Annotated in this window: 20 protein-coding genes; 12 read left to right on the plus strand and 8 right to left on the minus strand. The window is 73.2% G+C overall.

The features are described from left to right. Positions 1-240: 240 nt before the first annotated feature. Positions 241-480, minus strand: coding sequence for a hypothetical protein (locus ACYVLJ_RS22370; protein WP_451986144.1), 240 nt, complete (start codon positions 478-480; stop codon positions 241-243). A gap of 530 nt (positions 481-1,010) precedes the next feature. Here ACYVLJ_RS22370 and ACYVLJ_RS22375 point away from each other — a divergent pair. From ACYVLJ_RS22375 to ACYVLJ_RS22385, 3 genes are all read left to right on the plus strand, one after another. Then, positions 1,011-1,337 (plus strand): hypothetical protein, encoded by a 327-nt coding sequence (locus ACYVLJ_RS22375; RefSeq protein ID WP_460440146.1) that lies wholly within the window; start codon positions 1,011-1,013, stop codon positions 1,335-1,337. Positions 1,338-1,437: 100 nt separating this feature from the next. Then, positions 1,438-2,955 (plus strand): CehA/McbA family metallohydrolase domain-containing protein, encoded by a 1,518-nt coding sequence (locus ACYVLJ_RS22380; protein WP_460440147.1) that lies wholly within the window; start codon positions 1,438-1,440, stop codon positions 2,953-2,955. Between the two features lie 87 nt (positions 2,956-3,042). After that, positions 3,043-3,831 (plus strand): hypothetical protein, encoded by a 789-nt coding sequence (locus tag ACYVLJ_RS22385; RefSeq protein ID WP_460440148.1) that lies wholly within the window; start codon positions 3,043-3,045, stop codon positions 3,829-3,831. 146 nt (positions 3,832-3,977) lie between these two features. Here the strand turns inward: ACYVLJ_RS22385 and ACYVLJ_RS22390 are convergent, their stop codons facing one another. Genes ACYVLJ_RS22390 through ACYVLJ_RS22400 form a run of 3 tightly spaced genes read right to left on the minus strand, consistent with a single transcriptional unit; the run spans position 3,978 to position 6,683 of the window. Next, positions 3,978-4,997, minus strand: coding sequence for an NAD(P)-dependent alcohol dehydrogenase (locus ACYVLJ_RS22390; RefSeq protein ID WP_460440149.1), 1,020 nt, complete (start codon positions 4,995-4,997; stop codon positions 3,978-3,980). Then, on the minus strand, positions 4,994-5,668 hold the full coding sequence (locus tag ACYVLJ_RS22395; protein WP_460440150.1) for an iron-sulfur cluster assembly protein: 675 nt from the start codon (positions 5,666-5,668) through the stop codon (positions 4,994-4,996). The genes ACYVLJ_RS22390 and ACYVLJ_RS22395 overlap by 4 nt, the downstream gene beginning before the upstream one ends. Position 5,669: 1 nt before the next feature. Further along, positions 5,670-6,683 (minus strand): amidohydrolase family protein, encoded by a 1,014-nt coding sequence (locus ACYVLJ_RS22400; RefSeq protein ID WP_460440151.1) that lies wholly within the window; start codon positions 6,681-6,683, stop codon positions 5,670-5,672. A 164-nt stretch (positions 6,684-6,847) separates the two neighbouring features. On the opposite strand from ACYVLJ_RS22400, the gene ACYVLJ_RS22405 reads away from it, so the two are divergent. Continuing rightward, positions 6,848-8,320, plus strand: a complete 1,473-nt coding sequence (locus tag ACYVLJ_RS22405; RefSeq protein WP_460440152.1) for a sigma-54-dependent transcriptional regulator family protein — start codon at positions 6,848-6,850, stop codon at positions 8,318-8,320. On the opposite strand, the gene ACYVLJ_RS22410 is transcribed toward ACYVLJ_RS22405, so the two are convergent. Further along, positions 8,295-9,512 carry an MFS transporter gene (locus ACYVLJ_RS22410; protein WP_460440153.1) on the minus strand — a complete coding sequence of 406 codons (1,218 nt, stop codon included), beginning with the start codon at positions 9,510-9,512 and terminating at the stop codon, positions 8,295-8,297. The genes ACYVLJ_RS22405 and ACYVLJ_RS22410 overlap by 26 nt on opposite strands. 81 nt (positions 9,513-9,593) lie before the next feature. Here ACYVLJ_RS22410 and pdxR point away from each other — a divergent pair, with 81 nt between their 5' ends. After that, the gene (gene pdxR, locus ACYVLJ_RS22415; protein ID WP_460440154.1) at positions 9,594-11,006 is read left to right on the plus strand and encodes an aminotransferase-like domain-containing protein; all 1,413 of its coding nucleotides are present in this window, start codon (positions 9,594-9,596) and stop codon (positions 11,004-11,006) included. On the opposite strand, the gene ACYVLJ_RS22420 is transcribed toward pdxR, so the two are convergent. Beyond that, positions 10,931-12,364 (minus strand): MFS transporter, encoded by a 1,434-nt coding sequence (locus ACYVLJ_RS22420; protein WP_460440155.1) that lies wholly within the window; start codon positions 12,362-12,364, stop codon positions 10,931-10,933. The genes pdxR and ACYVLJ_RS22420 overlap by 76 nt on opposite strands. 81 nt (positions 12,365-12,445) lie before the next feature. Next, complete coding sequence (locus tag ACYVLJ_RS22425; protein WP_451986122.1) at positions 12,446-12,916, minus strand: SRPBCC family protein; 471 nt, start codon at positions 12,914-12,916, stop codon at positions 12,446-12,448. Between the two features lie 160 nt (positions 12,917-13,076). On the opposite strand from ACYVLJ_RS22425, the gene ACYVLJ_RS22430 reads away from it, so the two are divergent. Beyond that, positions 13,077-13,592, plus strand: a complete 516-nt coding sequence (locus tag ACYVLJ_RS22430; RefSeq protein WP_460440156.1) for a bifunctional nuclease family protein — start codon at positions 13,077-13,079, stop codon at positions 13,590-13,592. 41 nt (positions 13,593-13,633) lie between these two features. Further along, complete coding sequence (locus tag ACYVLJ_RS22435) at positions 13,634-14,575, plus strand: sigma-70 family RNA polymerase sigma factor (RefSeq protein WP_460440157.1); 942 nt, start codon at positions 13,634-13,636, stop codon at positions 14,573-14,575. Here ACYVLJ_RS22435 and ACYVLJ_RS22440 read toward each other — a convergent pair. Next, the gene (locus ACYVLJ_RS22440; protein WP_460440158.1) at positions 14,572-15,051 is read right to left on the minus strand and encodes a DUF2087 domain-containing protein; all 480 of its coding nucleotides are present in this window, start codon (positions 15,049-15,051) and stop codon (positions 14,572-14,574) included. The genes ACYVLJ_RS22435 and ACYVLJ_RS22440 overlap by 4 nt on opposite strands. 131 nt (positions 15,052-15,182) lie before the next feature. Here ACYVLJ_RS22440 and ACYVLJ_RS22445 point away from each other — a divergent pair, with 131 nt between their 5' ends. The 5 genes from ACYVLJ_RS22445 to ACYVLJ_RS22465 are packed head-to-tail and all read left to right on the plus strand — an operon-like array spanning position 15,183 to position 19,480. Beyond that, positions 15,183-15,626, plus strand: a complete 444-nt coding sequence (locus tag ACYVLJ_RS22445) for a MarR family winged helix-turn-helix transcriptional regulator (RefSeq protein ID WP_460440159.1) — start codon at positions 15,183-15,185, stop codon at positions 15,624-15,626. Continuing rightward, the gene (locus tag ACYVLJ_RS22450; RefSeq protein WP_460440160.1) at positions 15,623-17,011 is read left to right on the plus strand and encodes an MFS transporter; all 1,389 of its coding nucleotides are present in this window, start codon (positions 15,623-15,625) and stop codon (positions 17,009-17,011) included. The genes ACYVLJ_RS22445 and ACYVLJ_RS22450 overlap by 4 nt, the downstream gene beginning before the upstream one ends. Then, on the plus strand, positions 17,004-17,600 hold the full coding sequence (locus ACYVLJ_RS22455) for a cysteine hydrolase family protein (RefSeq protein ID WP_451986110.1): 597 nt from the start codon (positions 17,004-17,006) through the stop codon (positions 17,598-17,600). Before ACYVLJ_RS22450 ends, ACYVLJ_RS22455 begins: the two co-directional genes overlap by 8 nt. Positions 17,601-17,610: 10 nt before the next feature. Then, complete coding sequence (locus ACYVLJ_RS22460) at positions 17,611-19,230, plus strand: fatty acyl-AMP ligase (protein ID WP_460440161.1); 1,620 nt, start codon at positions 17,611-17,613, stop codon at positions 19,228-19,230. Next, entirely contained in the window at positions 19,223-19,480 is a 258-nt protein-coding gene (locus tag ACYVLJ_RS22465) for an acyl carrier protein (RefSeq protein ID WP_451986106.1), read from the plus strand. The genes ACYVLJ_RS22460 and ACYVLJ_RS22465 overlap by 8 nt, the downstream gene beginning before the upstream one ends.

A 19,480-nucleotide genomic window follows, 5' to 3' on the forward strand; every position in this document is an offset into this window, starting at 1 on the left:
GTCGCCTGCACCTGTCTACACCCTGCTGGATTACCACCGGGTAGACCACTGTCCGCCATGGCGCATGCCGAGGCGGCTGAGTTGTGGGAACCCCACAAAAAGCGACCCGCGCCACACTGCGGGGGCCGTGATTCTCGCGAGGACTGCCACAAAGCACGGTGCGTAGCCTACGACGGAAACCGGTAGGGAAACCCCCGGTGAAGCGCCGGTACGGGACCCTTGTTCCCGGGTCTGTCGGGCTCAGGACGCCAGGAGGACGTCCGACTCCAGCACGTGGCCCAGCTCGTGGCGCTCGGCCTCCGAAAGCGGCACGGCGGCGACGCTGCAGCGGCCGTCCGGGCCCGGGGCCGTCGTGATGGCCAGCACCGGGCGCCCGTCGATCTCGCGCAGGGTCACCCGGCCGCCGCACGAGAGGTCCACCGTGACCCCGGGCCGTTCGCGATACCTGCCCAGCCAGCGGCTGACGAAGTCGAAGGTCATCGCGGTCTCCCCTCGGTCCGGGCACTCCCCTTGAAGCACAGGTGTCACCGGTTAATGCCCCGGATACACGTAGTTCACACCCCCTGCGGGTGAAAAGTCAGCGAGGACCGGCCGGGTTCGTCACGAATTTCGCAGCGTCCGGCCGGTTTCCGCCGGTCACGACGGTGAACTGGGCGGATCGCCGTCAACCCCTGCTTGACCCGCGGCCCCGGTGGTCGGCACGAGAACGGGCCGGCACCCCCCGACGCGGTGCCGGCCCGTCCGCCCCGGTGCACCGCCGTCCCTCTCGGCGGGCACGCGCTGTGACGCTACAAGCGCATCCGCCGAAAATCGCCGGATGCGTTGCGGTCCCACACCTTCAGCCGAATTTTTTCAGGGCTGCACCGATTCCGTGGCCCGTTCCCGGTCACGGCCGGTCGTCAGCCGGAACCGGCCACAGTGGACATCCCGGCGGCGGGCAACGATCCGGAACGGCGCACGCTCGCGGACGTTCCCCGCCGCGGCACCCCGGTTCGCGCCATGATGGCGGGATGAAACTCGGGCACCTGGCGACGACCGCGCGCGACCTCTTCACCGCGAAGCTCGTCTACGGCGAACCGGTGGACCGTGAAGGCACCATCGTGATCCCGGCCGCCGCGGTCTTCGGCGGGGGAGGCGGCGGCGCGGACGACAACGGCGCAATGCCGGTGCGGGAGGGCGCCGGGTTCGGGGTGTTCGCCCGGCCCGCCGGGGCGTTCGTCGTGCGGGGCGGGACCGTGACCTGGGTGCCCGCCGTCGACGTGACGCGGCTGGGGATCGCCGCCGCCGTCACCGTCGTCGCGCTCGCCAAGATCCTCGCCCGGCGCGCCGGGTCCTGACCGGCAGGGGCCGCCGCACGCCGAAAGTTCACCGCCGGTTCCTTGTCGGCGTTCGCGTTCGCCGCCTAGCGTCGGGGCGTCTTTCGATGCGGAGGTACGCATGAGTTCTGGGGACTTCAGCCGGCGCACCCTGCTGCGCGCGAGCGGCGTGGCCGCGGCCGGGGCGGCGATGGGGATGCTGCCCGGCGTCGCGTTCGCCGACCAGCCGGGCGGCACCGGCACGCAGACCAGGACCGTCACCGGCACCTTCAAGCCGGACATCCCGGACTGGTACTACCTGCCCGTCGACGTGCCGCGCGGGGTCAAGCAGATCGACGTCGTCTACTCCTACGACCGGCCGGCGGTGCCCGCCGGTACCCGCGGTAACGCCTGCGACATCGGGATGTTCGGCCCGGAAGGCCACGAACTGGGCAACGCCCGCGGCTTCCGCGGCTGGTCCGGCGGCTTCCGCGACCGGTTCTCGATCAACGCCGGCGAGGCGACGCCCGGTTACCTCGCCGGCCCGGTGAATCCGGGCCGCTGGCACGTCGTCCTCGGCCCGTACACCGTCGCGCCGCAGGGCCTGAACTACCGGGTCGACATCACGCTCACCTTCGGCCCGGACGCCGCGCCGTTCAAGCCGAACCCGGCGCCGGAGTCCGCGCCGGCCCGGGAGCGGGGCCGCGCCTGGTACCGCGGCGACGGCCACCTGCACACCGTCCACTCCGACGGCCGCCGCACGCCGGACCAGCTGGTCGCCGACGCGCGCGCCGCCGGCCTGGACTTCATGATCTCCACCGACCACAACACGTCCAGCTCCCAGCTCGTCTGGGGCGACTACGCGACCGACGACCTGCTGATCCTCAACGGCGAAGAAGTCACGACGCGGTCGGGGCACTGGCCCGCGATCGGGCTGCCCGCCGGGACCTGGATCGACTGGCGCTACCGGGCGGCCGACCCGCAGGACTTCCGCCGGTTCACCGACCAGGTGCACCGCGCGGGCGGCCTGGTCACCGCGGCGCACCCGTTCGCCAACTGCTTCGGCTGCACCTACGAGTTCGCGTACGAGATCGCCGACCTCGTCGAGGTCTGGAACGGCCCGTGGACCCAGGACGACGAAGCGAGCGTCATCCACTGGGACGGCCTTCTGCGCGGCGGCCGGTTCATCCCGGCGATCGGCGACTCCGACGCGCACAACCCGGACCAGCGCGTCGCGCTGCCGCACACCGTCGTGTACGCCGACCGGCTGCGCCGCCAGGAGCTGCTGGCCGGGCTGAAGGCCGGCCGGTCGTGGCTGGCGGAGTCGTCGGCGGTGAACCTGGACTTCACGGCGTCCGGCAGCGGCCGCACGGCGGGCATCGGCGAGCGCCTGCCGGTGGGGATCGGGACCCCGGTGACGGTGCGCGCGGTGGTGGGCGGCGTCCCGGGGACGACGGTGACGTTCCTGGACCAGCTGGGCCCGGAGCACACGGAGACGGTCGGCGACTCGGGCGCGGCGACCGTGACGTGGACCACCTACCCGCGGTACTCGCGCTGGGTGCGCGTCGAGGTCCGCCGCCCGTCCGGCGGCCCGAACACGAGCCAGCCGAACGCCATGGTGGCGATGTCGAACCCGATCTTCCTCGGCGTCGGCCACTGAACCTCCGCCCGTCGTCCCGCGTCCTGCTTTTGGCAGACTGGGGCGAACGGGTGAAGGCGAGGCAGGGTGCGTGGTTGTGGCCTGAAGGTGGCCATCTTCCTGGGGGCGGTCGTCGTGCTGACCGCGGGGATCGTCGTGGTCGTGGTGCTGTCGCGCAGCCCGGTCCGCACGCCGGGCTGCACGGTGGCGCTGCCCGGGCAGACCGCGTACACGTTCACGCCCGAGCAGACCGGCAACGCCGCGACGATCTCGGCCGTCGGGACCAAGCTGGGGCTGCCGCCGCACGCGGCGACGGTCGCGCTGGCCACGGCTCTGCAGGAGTCGAAGCTGCGCAACCTGGAAAGCGGTGACCGCGACTCGGTCGGGCTGTTCCAGCAGCGGCCGAGCCAGGGCTGGGGCACGGTCGCGCAGCTGCGCGACCCGGTCTACGCGTCGACGGCGTTCTACCAGAAGCTGGAGAAGCTGCCGGGCTGGGAGACGCTGCCGATCACGGAAGCGGCCCAGGAGATCCAGCGTTCCGGCGTCCCGGACGCGTACGCCCAGTGGGAGCCGCAGTCCCGCGCGCTGGCCGCGGCGTTCAACGGCCAGTTCCCGGCCGCGCTGACCTGCCGCAACCTGACCCTGGCGGCCCCGGCGGACATCGCCGCCGCGGCCACGGCGGAGCTGGGCACGGCCAAGCTGAGCGGCGCCCACCCGGCGGCCCAGGGCTGGACGTACGCGACCTGGCTGGTCGCCCGGGCGGAGGCGCTGGGCGTCGACAGGGTGAGCTTCGCCGGCCAGAACTGGACGGCGGAGTCCGGAGCCTGGGCCCAGGATTCCGCCGCCGGCCCGGACCTCTCACTGCACCAAGCCCCGGCGGCCCGGCAAAGCCAGTGACCCGACGGGCCTCACGCGTGATCAGAGAGGCATCACGCGTGTCTGGAGGGGCATCACGCGTGATTGGCGGGGCATCGCGGTGATGCCCGTCCGATCACGCGTGATGCCTGCTGGATCACGCGTGATGCCTCTTCGCGCACGGGTCGTCAGGGCACGAGGATGGCTCGGCCGCGGATGCGGCCGTTGTCGAGGTCGTCCAGCGCGGCCTGGAAGTCGTCCAGGGCGTACTGGGCCGTGTGCAGTTTGACGCGGCCCTGCGCGGCCAGCACCATCAGCTCGCACAGGTCGTTGTACGAGCCGACCAGGTTGCCGATCAGGTTGATCTCCGTCGAGATGATGTCGATCGTCGGGACGTCGATGTTCTCGCCGTAGCCGACGACGTGGTAGTCGCCCGCGCGGCGCAGCATCGCGATGCCGTCACGGGTCGCGCCGCCTTCGCCGACGAAGTCGATCACCGCCTCCGCGCCGTGGCCGTCGGTGAGGTCGAGGACCTGGGAAACCGGCGAGCCGGTCACGCCGTGGTCGGCGCCGATCGACAGCGCCAGCTTCACCGCGTCCGGGTTGCGGTCCACGACGATCAGCTCGGCCGCCGAGATCGCCTTGAGCACCTGGATGCCGATGTGCCCGAGCCCGCCCGCGCCGATCACGACGCACTTGTCGCCCGGACGCAGGCGCCGCGCCGCCTTCGCCGCCGCGTGGTACGCCGTCAGGCCGGCGTCGGCCAGCGCCGCGACGTCGGCCGGTTCGAGGGCGTCGTCGATCTTCACGACGCTGCGCGCCGACGTCTTGAGGTACTCCGCGTAGCCGCCCGCGGTGTCGATGCCCGGGAACTGCGACTGCTCGCAGTGGACGTCGTCGCCGAAGCGGCACGCCCGGCACAGCCCGCACGTGATCAGCGGGTGCACGATCACCTTGTCGCCCTCGGCGACGTTCGTGACCGCGCTGCCGACCGCGTGCACCCAGCCCGCGTTCTCGTGCCCGATCGTGTAGGGCAGGGTGACGCCCGACTTCTCCTGCCACTGGCCTTCCAGGATGTGGAGGTCGGTGCGGCAGACCCCGGCGCCGCCGATCCGGACGACCACGTCGTACGGCCCGGTGACTTCCGGCTCGGGAACGTCGGTCATCCGCAGAGGCGCGTCGTACCCGACGACCTGGACCGCTTTCATGCTGTTGCCTCCATGGGGGTTTCGGGGTAGCGGGTGCGGAGCAGCCCGCGGCAGAAGTGGGAGTTGCCTTCGATCGAAATGCGGACCGACCGGGCGAACCGCAGCCGCAGCGGGATTTCTTCGCGGGGGAACGGGGTGCCGTCGTGGTCGACCAGGACCGGCGACGACGGCTCGCCGGGCAGCCCGAGCGCCGCTCGCCGCCGCAGCAGGGCCGCGGACGCGGGCACCTCGGGCAGGTCCGCGAGGGTGACGCCGTGCAGGTCGACGTCCTCGTCCGCGCGCAGCAACACGGTCAGGGCGCGTTCCATCGCCGCCTGGTGGGCCTTGCGGCGGAAGATCTCCCGCAGCTCTTCGAGGTCCTGGTCGGCCTCGTGGCCGAACGTGCCGCGGTAGCCCGCGTCCGCGGCCAGCCCGGCGTTGATCAGGTCCGAGTCGTGGTGGTCGTCGAGTTCGACCACCACTTCGGTGGTCCACGGCAGCGCGGTCAGCGCGTCCTTGGCGTCCGACGCCATCAGGTAGGCGAAATTCGGCGCGCAGAACGACGTCGGCAGTCGCAAGTGGACGGTCACCCGCCCGCCGTCGACGTCGAGCGACTTGACGAAGCCGAGGTCGGTGATGGGCTCATCGAGCTCGGGGTCGAGGACCGCGTCCAGCGCGGTGTAGGCGTCCATCTCAGGCCACCGATACGGCCTGGGTCTCGACCGGCGCGAGCCGCAGCTCCTCGGGCACCGGGATGTCGTACAGCGCCGCCGCGTTGAGGCCGAGGATCTTCTTCTTCTGGTCGACGGTCAGCGGCGCGTACTCGGGCAGGTCCTCCGGGATCTGGAAGTCGACGAACCGCTCGACCAGCCACTTCGGCGTCCAGATCGCGTAGTCGCTGGAGAACTGGATGCGGTCCTCGTCGAGCCAGTACAGCAGCTCGCCGATGATCTGCGCGAAGTACTTCGGCCGGGTGTGGATGAACGGCATCGCCACCGCGAGGCCCGCGTGGACGTTCGGCTCCTGCGTCGCGATCCAGCAGAAGTCCTCCAGCCGCGGCAGGCCGCAGTGCTCGACGACGAAGGTGAGGTCGGTGAAGTCGGTGGCCACGTGGTCGACGTCGGCGACGTCGAAGGCGTCGCGGTCCAGCGGCCGGATCGTCGGTCCCTTGTGGACGTGGATGTTCTTGATGCCCAGCTCCTGGCAGGCCTCGAAGTACTTGTACGTCCACTTGTCGTCGAGCTTGTAGCCGCGCGAGTCGCCCTGCCACTCGGCCGTGTAGAGCTTGACGCCCTTGAGGCCGAACCGCTCGGCGTCGCGCCGCAGCCGGTCGATGCCGGCCTGCTCGAACCGCGGGTCGAAGTTGTGGTTGTAGGTCAGCTTGTCCGGGTGCTTCTGCTGGAGCGCGAAGGCTTCTTCGGTCTGCCCGAAGCCGGTGTTGTAGAACGCGCCGAGGTGGGCGGGCTGGAAGATCGCGTGGTCGACGTAGCCGTTCTCGAACAGGTCGCGCATCAGCCGCTCGCCGCCCTGGTAGAGGTAGTCCTCGTAGGGCCACACCTCGGACTCCGGGCTGAGGTTGCGGTGGTAGTCGTAGAAGCAGTCGATGAACTGCTTGCCGTGGATGGTGCGCTGGTTCTCCGGGCGGGCGTCCCAGAGGGCCACGTGGGCGTCCACGATGAAGTAGTTCTCGCCGTCCTTGCTGTACATCCGGATCCCTCCACGTCTTCGTGTGTGGCTGGGACGGTAGGGACGTCGGCGCTGGTCAGGGACCCTTCGCGTGTCTCAGTTTGAGACAGCGGGCGTCGTCGTCGCCGGGCCGGACGACGTACGGTGGAGGAGTCCGGCGCAGAGCCGCGTCCCGGGAGGTCCAGGTGGAGAACCCGCAGGTGCACGTCACGCGGTCGTTCGACGCGCGCGCGGGAGCCGCCGCGATCGCGCCCCGGCTGCGGGCGTCGTGGCAGCGCAGCGAACGCTACGGCGTGCCCGAGGACGAGGTCCTGCCGGTGTTCTCCGGCGCGGTCGACACCGGCTCCCTGCTCTACGAATGCGGCAGCGAGGTGCTGCGCGGGCTGCAGGCGACGCTGGCCAACGAGCCGATCAGCCTGATGATCACCGACAGCGAAGGCCTGGTGCTGAGCCGGCTGTGCACCGACGCGTCGATCAACCGCTCGCTCGACCGGGTGCACCTGGCGCCCGGGTTCTACTTCGCGGAGAGCAACGCGGGCACGAACGGGCTCGGGCTCGCCCTCGCCGACCGGGCGCCGTCGCTGGTCCGGGCGGGTGAGCACTACTGCACCGACCTGCGCGGGTACACGTGCGCGGCGGTGCCGGTGCTGGACCCGCTCACCGGCGCGCTCGCGGGCAGCGTCAACCTGACGACCTGGTCCGAGCAGTCCTCGGAGCTGCTGCTGGCGCTCGCGCAGGCCGCGGCCGGGAACACGGCGGCGCTGATGCTGGCCCGCGCGTCCGGGCGCACCGCCCGGCCGACCCCGCGCGGCGAGGTGTTCCGGGTCTACGCCGACCGCGTCGACCCGGGCACGCTGCCGCGGCTGTCGCCCGCCTGGACGACCGCCGTCGGGGAAGCGAAGGCGGCGTTCCGGGCCGGGCGCGTGGTCGCGGTCGTCGGCGAGCCCGGCGTGGGCAAGACGGCGCTGGCGTCGCTGGCGCGGCGGGAGCTGCGGCCCCGCGAGCGCGTCCTCAACGCGCGCCCGCCGGCGCCCGACGACGTCGACACGTGGCTCACGCTGTGGACGCCCGAGCTGGCCAAGGACGGCACGTGCGTGATCGTGTCGGGGGTGGAGGGCCTGCCCGCGTGGGCGGCGGAGGAGCTGGCCCGGCGGTTCGCCGAGGCCGGTGCCGACGGGCCGCCGCCGTTCGTGCTCACCGCGGAGGACGCCGGGTCGGTGCCGCCGGCGCTGCGGCCGCTGGTCGACCGGGTGGTCGAGGTCCCGGCGCTGCGGTTCCGGCCGGACGACGTCCTCCCGCTGGCCCACCACTTCGCCCGGCGCGACCGGGGCCGGGACGTCACGTTCACGTCGGCGGCGTCCCGCGCGCTGACGGCGTACGAGTGGCCGGAGAACGCGAAGCAGCTTCGCCGTGTGGTGCGCGAAGCGGCGTCGCGGTCGGACGTGATCGACACCGCGCACCTGGCGGCCGAGATCTTCACCGGCGTCGGGCACCGGCTGAGCCGGTTGCAGGCGCTGGAGCGGGACGAGATCGTCCGCTGCCTCTCGGAGCCGGGCGCGACCGTGGTGCAGGCGGCGGGGAAGCTCGGCATGGGCCGGGCGACGCTCTACCGGAAGATGGCGCAGTACGGCCTCAACGCGCGGCAGCTGAAGTCGTGACCCGCGAGGCCTGCGCCCAGCTGACCGCCGGGCCCATCGCCCAGCCCGCGGCCAGGAAGACCGCGCCCAGCAGCAGCCAGCCGGCCAGGCCCCAGCCGACCACGACCGTGGTCAGCAGCACCGGCCCGAGCGCGCGGGCCACCGACACCCCGGTCCCGAAGAACCCCTGGTACTGGCCCTGCCGGTCGGCCGGTGCGAGGCCGAAGCCGATCTCCCAGGTGCCCGCCGACTGCAGCATCTCGCCGAACACCTGGATCAGCGCGCCCACCACCAGCACCCCGAAGGCGACCCACGGCGAAGTCCCGGCCGCCGACAGCGCGAACGCCACGCAGGAGGCGAGCAGCAGGACACCGGAGCGGCGGACCATCCGCGCCGCCGCGCCGAGGCTCGCCAGCCGTCCGGCGACGCGGACCTGGAGCAGCACCACGACGACCGTGTTGAGCACGAACAGCGCGGACACCGCCCAGCCCGGCGCGGCGGTCCGTTCGACGATCCACAGCGGGATCGCGACGCTCAGCAACGGCATGCGCAGCAACAGGAGCGCGTTGAGCAGCGTCACCAGGGCGTACGGCCGGTCGCGCAGCACGGCCAGCTTCGGCTCGCCGGTGCGTGGATCCGACAGCCGCGGGACGGCCGGGAGCCGGTGCAGCAGCAGGGCCGTCGCGACGAACGCGGCGGCGTCGAGCACGAAGACCGTCAGGTACGCCGGGGCGGTGTCGGCCGAGAGCGCGAGCCCGCCCAGCCCGGCACCGACCGCGAGCCCGGCGTTGCCCGCCGACTGCAGCTGGGCCCGCACGCGCGTCCGCCGCTCCGGGTCGGCGAGCGTGGCCAGCAGTGCCTGGCGGACGGCGGCCTGCCCGGTCTGGCAGGTGCAGTAGAGGCAGGCGGCGAGGACGTACGGCAGCGGCGTGCGGACGAAGAGGAACGTCAGGATCGCCACACTCGTCGCCAAGGCCAGCAGGACCGCCGAACCGCGCGCGCCGTGGCGGTCGGCGAGGTGGCCGATCGGCACCCCGGCGAGCGTGCCGACGGTCCAGCCGAGCGTGAGGCCGAGCCCGACCTGCGCCGGGGTCAGGCCGACGATCCGCGTGAAGAACAGCACCGAGCAGGTCAGGAAGGCACCGTCGCCGAGCGAGCCGGCCAGCTGGGCGGCGGCGAGGAAGCGGCTGGTGCGGTCCTGGATCAACGTCATGCGAGCAACGTTAGAGCCCCACTTGGCCCGATCCCAGATCCAATTCCGTCGAATCGGATTGGGCCAATGTAGGCTCGCCGGATGGACTTCCACGTCAGCCTGGCCGGGCGCGGCGACCTGTCCGTCCGGATCTACCGCCAGCTGCGCGACGCGGTGCTGGACGGCCGGCTGCGGGCGGGGGAGCGGCTGCCCCCGACACGGGAGCTGGCGCGGCGGCTCGCCGTCTCCCGCAACACCGTGGCGGTCGCCTACGACCGGCTCACCGCCGACGGGTTCCTCACCGGCCGCGTCGGCGCCGGGACGTACGTCAGCGGCTCGCTGCCCGCGCGCGTCCGGTCCCGCACGGCGCCGTCGGCACCCGGGCCGCGGCCGAAGGCGATCTGGCGGTCGCTGCCCTCGCCGGTCGTCCCGGCGGCGGCGCCGGAGTACGACTTCCGGGTCGGCATCCCCGACGCCGCGCTGTTCCCCCTCGAAACCTGGCGGCGGCTGGTCGCGCGCGAACTGAGGGCCGCGGCCGGGTTCGCGCACTACGCCGACCCCGGCGGTCACCCCGGCCTGCGCGCGGCGATCGCCCGGCACGCGGGCGTTTCGCGCTCGGTGCGGGCCGACGCCGACGACGTGCTCGTCACGCAGGGCGCGCAGCAGGCCCTCGACCTGCTGTGCCGGGTGCTGCTCTCGCCGGGCGACCGGGTGGCCGTCGAGGAACCCGGCTACCGGCAGGCGAAACTGCTCTTCGCGTCCCACGGCGCCGAAGTCACGGGCGTGCCGGTCGACGGCGAAGGCCTCGACGTCGAAGCGCTGCCGCCGAAGACGAAGCTGGTGTACGTCACGCCTTCGCACCAGTTCCCGCTCGGCACGCCGATGTCCCTGGCTCGCCGCACGGCGTTGCTGGCGTGGGCCGAGCGAGCGGACGCGGTCGTCGTCGAGGACGACTACGACAGCGAGTTCCGCTTCTCGGACCGGCCCCTGGAACCGTTGCAGAGCCTGGACCGCGCGGGGCGCGTCGCGTACGTGGGGTCGTTCTCGAAGACGCTCCTTCCCATGCTGCGCCTGGGTTTCCTGGTCGCACCCGCGTCACTCCGCGACGCGCTGCACCACGCCCGCCGGCTCACGGACTGGCACGGCGACGTCCCGGCGCAGGGAGCGCTGGCGCAGTTCATCGACGAAGGGCTGTTCGCCCGCCACATCCGCCGCGCGACGAAGGTGTACGCCGAACGGCACGAGCGTCTGGTGTCCGGTTTGGACGGTGCCTTCGCGGGCCGGCTGGCGGTGGTCCCGTCGGCGGCGGGCCTGCACCTGTGCGCCCGCGCCGACGTCGACCTGGAGCCGGTCGCCGCCCGGGCGTCGGCCGCGGGGGTGGCGGTCCAGACGCTTTCCGACCTGTGCGGCGGCTACCCGGCGCCGGGGCTGGTACTCGGCTACGGCTCGATCCCGGCGGACCGCATCGACGCGGGGCTCGCGGCACTCGACAGGGCCTGGGGCTCCACGAAGTGATCCGTGCGGCGCCGGGCCGCGATCAGCAGCCCGCCCGCCGACGTCGCCACCGCGGTCGCCAGGACGAGCAGCCAGCCGTGCCGGAAGCCGGTCAGGTCCGGCGTCCCGGCGAAGACGGCCACCAGCACGGCCGTGCCCAGCACCGTCCCGATCTGCCGTGTCGTGTTGACCATCGACGAACCCGCGCCCCAGCGGGCCGGCGGCAGGACCGTGCCCACCACCCCGGACAGGCTCGGCAGGATCAGCCCGACGCCGATGCCCGTCAGCAGCTGTCCCGGCAGCATCGCCCCGGCGTAGTCGCGCACGGAACCCATGCGCAGCAACCAGATCAGCACGCCGGCGCCGAACGAGACGCCGCCGAGGGCGACCACCGGGCCCGGGCCGAAGCGGTGCACGAACCGGCCGCCCAGGATCGAGACCGGGACCACCATCGCCGGGCCCGGCGCCAGCGACAGCCCGGCCACCAGCATCGAGTCGTGCCAGACCGACGTCAGGAAGAGCACGTTGCCGAACAGCATCGCGGCGAACCCGGCCGCGAAGACGCCCGTCGTCACGCACGCCAGCCAGAGCGTCGGGACGCGCAGGGCCGGCAGGTCCAGCACGGGCACCGCGTGGCGCGCCGAGCGCAGCGGAACCCACGCCAGCGCGACCACGGCGACCGCGAACGCCAGCAGCACCGGCCTCGCGCCCCAGCCGTGGTCGGACGCCTCGACCAGCGCGTAGGCCAGCGCGCCCACCCCGGCCAGGAGACCCGCCGCGCCGAGCAGGTCGGGGACGCCGCTCGAGGTGTCCCGCGACTCGCGAAGCACCCGCGGCCCGGCCAGCAGCGTCAGCGCGCAGATCGGCAGGTTCACCAGGAACACCCAGCGCCAGGACGCCTCGACGAGCAGGCCGCCGACGGGCGGGCCGAGGGCCGCGGCCGCCGCGCCGACCGACGCCCAGACGCCGACCGCCATCGGCCGCCGGTGGGCCGGGAACGCCGTCAGCAGCAACGCGAGCGACGTCGGCATGACGAGCGCGGCCCCGATCGCCTGCACCGCGCGGAAAGCGATCAGCACGGGGATCGAGGGCGCCACCGCGCAGGCGGCCGAGGCGAGGGTGAACACGGCGACGCCGAGGAGGAACAGGCGCTTGCGGCCGTACCGGTCGGCCAGCCGCCCGGCCGGGGCGAGGCAGGCGGCGAACAACACCGTGTACCCGTTGAGCACCCACGAGAGCGTGGCGAGGTCGTCGCCGGGGAAGGCGGCCCGGATCCCGGGGAACGCGATGGTGACGATGAACGTGTCGAGGCTCGCGAGGAACGCCGCCGTCGAGACGACCAGCAGCACGAGCCCGGGCTTCGGCGCGGTGTCGGGCATGACCCTCCTAGGTTGGAAAACTCAACCTAGCCCGAGAGGGTGGGTCTCAACAAGAGACTGACCAGTTCGGCGCGACCTACGTCACGCCGCCGCCGCGTGGTCTTCGGCCCGGGCCTTGAGCGCCGCGAGGGTGTGCTCGATCGACCGGACGTTGTACCCGGGCCGGTCGGCGCGGCCGGTGACGCGCGGGCCCATGAACTTCCGCACGACCCAGCTGCCGATCCGGTACCAGTTCTCGGTCACCCGGCACCCCTGCGCCGTCGGGGTCAGCACGTACTCCCACCGCGACACCCGCGACCCGATCGGCGTCCGCACGTCGAAGGCGAAGCGGCGGCTCTCCTGGAACGCCACGACGCGAACCCGGGTCCACCACTGCAGGTCGCCGTTGCGGTTGCGGCCGCGGAAGCGCGCGCCCGGGCCCGGCTCGTCCAGCCAGCGGCCGCCGACGTTCTCCGGGCTCAGCTCGCCCATCCGCGGCAGGTCGGTGACCCACGACCACACCGTTTCCGCGGCGACCGGAACGTCGATGCTGCGCGAAATCGTCGGCTCCACGCCCTCGACGGTGACAGCGCCCGGACACGCCCGGCAAGGCGTCACGGCGAAGTCCGCAGCGGAGGAGAGCGGACGGTGAAAATTCCGCAGCCGGAAACGGGTTGCCGCGCGTGCGAACTGGGTACCCCGCGCGCGAGGATTCCGTTGGACGGAGGGTGGGGTGGTCAGCATGATCCCGATCGAAGTCGTCGGGATGGCCGTTCCGGTGCCGGGGGAGGCGCCCCTGATGCTCCTCCGCGAGCCGGAGGGGGCCCGTCGCTGGCTGGCGATCATGATCGGGTACGGCGAGGCCGAAGCGCTCGTGCGCGCGCGGGAGCAGGTCGCACAACCCCGCCCGGGCACGATCGAGCTCCTCGGCGACGTGCTCGCGGCGTTCGGCCAGGGCGTCGCCGCGGTCGAGCTGACCGAGGTGCGGGACGGGATCTTCTACGCCGACCTCGTCCTCGCGTCCGGTACGCGCGTGTCGGCCCGCCCCAGCGACGCCGTCGCGCTCGGCCTGCGCCAGGGGGCGCCGATCAGCGTCGCCGAAGAGGTCCTCGACGTCGCGTCCGTGCAGCTCGAGGTCGAGCACGAGACCGAAGGACCGGCCTCCGACCTGCTCGACACCGAGGCCGAGGTCGCCCGGTTCCGCGCCGAGCTCGACGGCCTGCGCCCCGAGGACTTCGACGACCTGTAGCACCGGCCCGTCCGCCGGTACATTCTCCGGCGGGAGGGACGATGAGGCAGGATTTCGTGACCCGCACCGAGCCGCACCGGCGTGAGCTCCTGGTGCACTGCTACCGGATGCTGGGCTCGGTGCACGAGGCCGAAGACCTGGTGCAGGACACCCTGGTCCGCGCGTGGAAGGCGTGGGAGAGCTACGACTCCGCCCGCGCGTCGGTGCGCACCTGGCTCCACCGGATCGCCACCAACGTCTGCCTGACCGCGCTGGAAGGCCGCGCGCGGCGGCCGCTGCCCTCCGGGCTCGGCCAGGCGAGCGAGGACCCGGGCGCGCCGCTGACGCCGTCGTTCGAGATCCCCTGGCTGCAGCCGTTCCCGGACGCGCGCCTCGACGACCCCGGCCTGCGCCTGGCCCGCCGCGGCACGCTGCGCCTGGCGCTGCTCGCGGCGATGCAGACGTTGCCGCCGAAGCAGCGCGCGGTGCTGAGCCTGCGCGACATCCTGGAGTTCAGCGCGGCGGAGGTCGCCGGCTTCCTCGACACGACGCCCGCGGCGGTCAACAGCGCACTGCAGCGCGCCCGCGCGAGCCTCGGCGACCTGTCGGCGGACGAGGTCCCCGAGCCGGCCGACAGCGCGGTCGAGGCGGTCCTGGACCGCTACGTGCGGGCGTTCGAGCGCGCCGACGTCGCGGGCCTGGTCGAGCTGCTGACCGGCGACGTCGTGATGGAGATGCCGCCGGTGCCGCTGTGGTTCCGCGGCCGCGAGAACTACGGCCGGTTCCTGGACCGCCTGTTCGCGATGCGCGGCCCGGACTGGCGCATGACCCGCGCGGCGGCGAACGGCCAGCCCGCGCTGGTGGCGTACTGCCGCGACGAAACGGGGCAGTACCGGCTGCACACCGTGCAGGTGTTCACGGTGACCGGGGCGGGCGTGGCGCACAACGTGGTGTTCGCCGATCCCGCGGTGCTGGCGTTGTTCGACCTGCCGGCCGTCGTCTAGCCGGCCGCGCGGGTTTCGGCGGGACGGCCGTAGGTGCGGCCGTCGTTGCTGCGCTGCAGCAGGCCTTCGTCGACGAGGTAGCGGCGCAGCGTCGCGTGGTCGTCGTGCACCATCGTCAGCTTCTCGCGGACGTCCCGCTCCGTGTAGAGCCGGCCCGGTTCGAACCGCTCGGCGAGGTGCTCGAGCAGGGCCCTCCGCCGCTGGGGCGCGCGGGGGATGCCGACCAGGCGGCCGTGGCTGAACAGGGCTTCCAGCGGGTCGGCGGGGGCCTTCGCGAGCGCGTCGCGGAAGACCTCGGGCACGGCGTGGTAGCGGTCGCCGGCCGTGGTGACGAGCCCGGCTTCGAGCAGCCGCTTCGCGAGCTTGGCCGGGACCTCGCCGGCCGCCAGCCCGCCGGGCGCCGTGCAGATGCGGGCGAAGAGCTCGAGGCGTCCGGGGTCGGCCAGCGCGGCGACCAGTGCGGAAGGTACGGGCATGGTGCGGACGGTACCCGGACCCGTGCCGCCGGTGCACGGGCTTTCCACTGTGGACACCGGCGGCGCGGCCGGAGCCGGCGTGCTCGTCCCGAAAATTTGACAGTCATAACTGATAAGCCTAGCCTGTCGATATGGCTTCGAAGACGGTTCCCGCATCGGCGGTCGCGGCCGCGCAGACGCTGCGCGTGCTCGTCGGCAGGCTGCGGCGGAAGATGATGGACGCGACGCAGGTCGGCGACCTGACCTCCGCGCAGGCCTCGGCGCTGGCCCGGCTCGCGAAGCTGGAGCCGACGACGGCGAGCGTGCTGGCCGGCGCCGAGCGCGTGCGGCCGCAGTCGATGGCGGCGACGGTGGCCGCACTGGAGAAGCTCGGCCTGGTCCGCCGCGAGGACGACCCGGCGGACGGCCGCCGCCAGCTGATCCACTTCACGCCCGAAGGGCGCGCGTACGGCCAGGGCGCCCGCGCGTCGCGGGAGGAGTGGCTCTCCCGCACCCTCGCGCAGCGGCTCACCGAGGACGAACTGGCCGTGGTCAACGAGGCGCTGGCGCTGCTCGCCCGCGTCGTCGAACCATGACGACGCGGGACCGGGTCCGCGACGGCTTCGACCGGAAGCTGCTGGCCCCGCTCGTCTCGGGCGCCGTGCTCAACCCGGTCAACTCGACGATCATCGCGGTCGCGCTGGTGCCGATCGGCGTCGCGTTCGGGCAGCCGGCGTCGGCGACCGCGTGGCTGATCTCCGCGCTGTACCTGGCGACCGCCATCGGGCAGCCGGTGACCGGGCGGCTGATCGACCGGTACGGCCCGCGCCGCCTCTTCCTCCCCGCGACGGCCCTGGTCGGGCTGGCGGGCGTGATCGGCGCCCTGGCACCGAACCTCGCCGTGCTGATCGTCGCGCGGGTCGTCCTCGGCTTCGGCACGTGCGCCGGCTACCCGGCGGCGATGCGGCTCATCCGCGACGAGAGCGACCGGACCGGGCGCGACAGCCCGGCGTCCGTGCTCACCGTGCTGGCGACCTCCACCCAGACGATCTCGGTGATCGGCCCGGCGCTGGGCGGCCTGCTCATCGGCGTCGGCGGCTGGCGGGCCACCTTCGCGATCAACATCCCCATCGCCCTGGTCGCCTTCGTCCTCGGCGCCCGCCGGTTCCCGAAGGTCGCGAAGCCCGCGAAGACGGGCTCGTTCGACCTCGACTTCCCCGGCATGGCGTTGTTCGCCGGCACGCTCGTCGCGCTCCTGCTGTTCCTGATGCACCCGGGCGCGGGGGACTGGTACCTGCTCGCGATCACCGTCGTGGGGGCCGCCGGCTTCACCGTGCGCGAACTGAAGCACGCCCACCCGTTCATCAACCTGCGGCTGCTCGGGCGCAACGGCCCGCTGCTGCGCACCTACGGCCGCGCGCTGCTGGCGTACGTCGTGGCGTACAGCTTCCTCTACGGCTACACGCAATGGCTCGAGCACGGCCGCGGCCTGTCCGCGGCGGAAGCCGGGCTGGCCACGCTGCCGCTGTTCGCGACCGGGATCGCCGTGTCGCTGTTGACCGGGCGCCGCGAGGCGGTGCGCGGCAAGCTCGCCGTCGCCGCGCTCGGGCAGCTCGCCGGCTGCGCGCTGCTGCTGACCCTGGACGGGGCGGCGCCGGTCTGGCTGCTCGTGGTCGTCGCGCTCGTGGCCGGGGTGCCGCAGGGGCTGAACAGCCTCGCGCTGCAGAACTCCGTCTACCGCCAGGCGAACCCCGACGACATCGGCGCGTCCGCCGGCCTGCTGCGCACCTTCGGCTACCTCGGCGCGATCGTCTCTTCCGCGCTGCAGGGCGCTTTCTACGGCGCCGCCGCCGACACCCGCGGGCTGCACGACCTGGCGCTGCTGCTCGTCGGCATCGGCGTGGTCTTCCTGCTCGTCACCGTGTTCGACCGTTCCCTGTCCCGACGCACCACCCGAACCGAGAAAGAGACCGATGACTGACACCGCGCTCGACCCGAACCGCACGGCCCTGCTCGTGATGGACTACCAGGAGGGGATCGTCGGGCAGCTGCCCGACACCGGCCCGCTGCTCGACCGCGTCGCCGGCGTGGTCGAGGACGTCCGCGCGCGCGGCGGGCACGTCGGCTGGGTGCGCGTCGCGTTCGAAGACGCCGAGTTCGACGCGATCCCCGGGACCAGCATGTTCGCCCGGTTCACCGCGGCCGCCGAGATGCGGGACGCGATGCGCGCCGACGCCCCGGGCACGCAGATCCACGCCCGGTTCTCGCCGCGGCCCGAGGACGTCTCGGTGCGCAAGATCCGCGTCGGCGCGTTCTCCACCACCGACCTCGAACAGCAGCTGGAAAAGCGCGGGGTCACGACGCTCGTCCTGGCCGGGCTGAGCACCAGCGGCGTCGTGCTGAGCACCGTCCGCGAGGCGATGGACCGCGACTACCGGATCGTCGTCCTGCGCGACGGCTGCGGCGACCGCGAGCAGGAGACGCACGACTTCCTGACCGGCACGCTGTTCCCCCGCACCGCCACGGTCGTGGACGTGGCCGGGCTGGGCGGGCTCTGGGCCGTCCAGTAGGTTGCCTGGCGTGACGGTGCCCGAAGACGTCCTGCGCACCTCGATCGTGGAGCGGCTGTTCGCGCGGGCGAACGACGAGCGCCCGCTGTTCACCCACCAGGACCACACGCGCGGCGTCGAGCACACGCTGACGTGGGCCGAGTTCGCCGCGCGCGTCCGCGTGGTGGCGGGCGCCCTGCGCGAGGTCGCGGCGCCGGGGGAGCGCGTCGCCATCCTCGCCGGGCAGGAACTGGCCTATCCGCTCGCGTTCTTCGGCGCGCTGGCCGCCGGGCTGGTCGCCGTTCCGCTGATGCCGCCGGGCACCGCCGCGCAGGCCGAGCGGCTCGCCGGCGTGCTGGACGACTGCGGCGCGCGGGTGTGGCTGACGTCGTCGGCCGCGGCGGACCGGGTCCCCGGCGGCGGTGCCGTCGTCGTGGTCGACGAGCTGACCGGGCCGGGCACCGACCCGGTGCCGGCCGAGCCGGAGAGCCCCGCGTACCTGCAGTACACGTCGGGGTCGACGCGGGAGCCGGCCGGCGCGGTGATCCCGCACCGGGCGATCGTCGCGGCCTGCTGGCAGGGCAGCCGGGCCTACGGCGTCGACGAGGGCACGACGTGCGCGGGCTGGATCCCGTTCTTCCACGACATGGGCCTGATCCAGCTGCTGTGCCTGCCGGTCTTCGCCGGCGGGCGGGCGGTGTTCATGGCCCCGGCCGAGTTCGTGCACCGGCCCCGGCGGTGGCTGCGGCAGATGGCGGACCACCCGGCGGTGTTCACCGCCGCCCCGAACTTCGCCTACGACCTCGCGGCCGACGCCGGTGCCGGGGACGACCTCGACCTTTCCGGCGTGCGGGTCGCGCTCAACGGAGCCGAACCCGTCCGCCCGCGCACCGTGGACCGCTTTCTCGAGGTCTTCGGCCCGCACGGCTTCCGGCGCGAGGCGTACCGGCCGTCGTACGGCCTCGCCGAAGCCACCGTGTACGTCGCCAGCGCGGGACCGGAAGGCCCGCGTGGCGCGAAGTTCGACCGCGAAGCCCTCGCGCAGGGCCAGGCCGTCGAAACCGTCGACGGACCGGAGCTCGTGTCCGTGGGCCGCCCGGTCGGGCAGCTCGTCCGGATCGTCCACGAGGGACACGAGCAGCCCGAGGGCGCGGTCGGCGAGATCTGGGTGCACGGCCCGAACGTCGCGACCGGCTACTGGGGCCGCGGCGACGCCGGCGCGTTCGGCGGCGTCCTCGACGGCCTGGGCGGCTGGCTGCGCACCGGCGACCTCGGCGTCGTGCACCGCGGCGACCTCTACGTCACCGGCCGGCTCAAGGACCTCATCGTCGTCGACGGCCGCAACTTCCACCCGCAGGACATCGAGGCCGCCGCGGGCGAGGCCCACCCGGCGGTCCGCCGCGACCGCGTCGCCGCGTTCGGCGTCGCCGACGAGAACGGCGAGGGCGCCATGGTGGTCGCCGAATGGGCGCGCGACGCCGACGCGGACGTCAAAGAGGTGACCCGGGCGGTGCTGCGCGCGGTGTCGCGGGAGCACGACCTCACGCTCCGTGCGGTACGTCTGGTCCCTTCCGGCGGACTTCCGCGCACTTCCAGTGGCAAGGTCGCCCGGTCGGCCGCGCGGGCACGTTATGGTGACTTCCGTGGGTGATCACCGCGCCGAGGTCACGAAGGTCGTCAGCGACACCTTCCGGCTCGACCCGGCCCTCGTCGAGCCCGACGCTCCCCTGGAGGAGCTGGGCATCGACTCGAAGGGCCGGATCAAGCTCCTGGCGGCTTTGGAGGTCTACTACGGCGTGACGATCGACCTGGACCAGCTCGACCGGTTCACGGACGTGGGATCCGTGGCCGACGTGCTCGCGGAAGCCCTGGCAACAGGCGGACCTGAGGAGAGGCGCTGA

Source organism: Amycolatopsis stemonae (assembly GCF_054781455.1).

Bases quoted from the DNA above. Each gene is read 5' to 3' on its own strand.
- ACYVLJ_RS22370 (WP_451986144.1), bottom strand. From the start codon at position 480: ATGACCTTCGACTTCGTCAGCCGCTGGCTGGGCAGGTATCGCGAACGG.
- ACYVLJ_RS22375 (WP_460440146.1), top strand. From the start codon at position 1,011: ATGAAACTCGGGCACCTGGCGACGACCGCGCGCGACCTCTTCACCGCG.
- ACYVLJ_RS22380 (WP_460440147.1), top strand. From the start codon at position 1,438: ATGAGTTCTGGGGACTTCAGCCGGCGCACCCTGCTGCGCGCGAGCGGC.
- ACYVLJ_RS22390 (WP_460440149.1), bottom strand. From the start codon at position 4,997: ATGAAAGCGGTCCAGGTCGTCGGGTACGACGCGCCTCTGCGGATGACC.
- ACYVLJ_RS22395 (WP_460440150.1), bottom strand. From the start codon at position 5,668: ATGGACGCCTACACCGCGCTGGACGCGGTCCTCGACCCCGAGCTCGAT.
- ACYVLJ_RS22400 (WP_460440151.1), bottom strand. From the start codon at position 6,683: ATGTACAGCAAGGACGGCGAGAACTACTTCATCGTGGACGCCCACGTG.
- ACYVLJ_RS22410 (WP_460440153.1), bottom strand. From the start codon at position 9,512: ATGACGTTGATCCAGGACCGCACCAGCCGCTTCCTCGCCGCCGCCCAG.
- pdxR (WP_460440154.1), top strand. From the start codon at position 9,594: ATGGACTTCCACGTCAGCCTGGCCGGGCGCGGCGACCTGTCCGTCCGG.
- ACYVLJ_RS22420 (WP_460440155.1), bottom strand. From the start codon at position 12,364: ATGCCCGACACCGCGCCGAAGCCCGGGCTCGTGCTGCTGGTCGTCTCG.
- ACYVLJ_RS22435 (WP_460440157.1), top strand. From the start codon at position 13,634: ATGAGGCAGGATTTCGTGACCCGCACCGAGCCGCACCGGCGTGAGCTC.
- ACYVLJ_RS22440 (WP_460440158.1), bottom strand. From the start codon at position 15,051: ATGCCCGTACCTTCCGCACTGGTCGCCGCGCTGGCCGACCCCGGACGC.
- ACYVLJ_RS22445 (WP_460440159.1), top strand. From the start codon at position 15,183: ATGGCTTCGAAGACGGTTCCCGCATCGGCGGTCGCGGCCGCGCAGACG.
- ACYVLJ_RS22450 (WP_460440160.1), top strand. From the start codon at position 15,623: ATGACGACGCGGGACCGGGTCCGCGACGGCTTCGACCGGAAGCTGCTG.
- ACYVLJ_RS22455 (WP_451986110.1), top strand. From the start codon at position 17,004: ATGACTGACACCGCGCTCGACCCGAACCGCACGGCCCTGCTCGTGATG.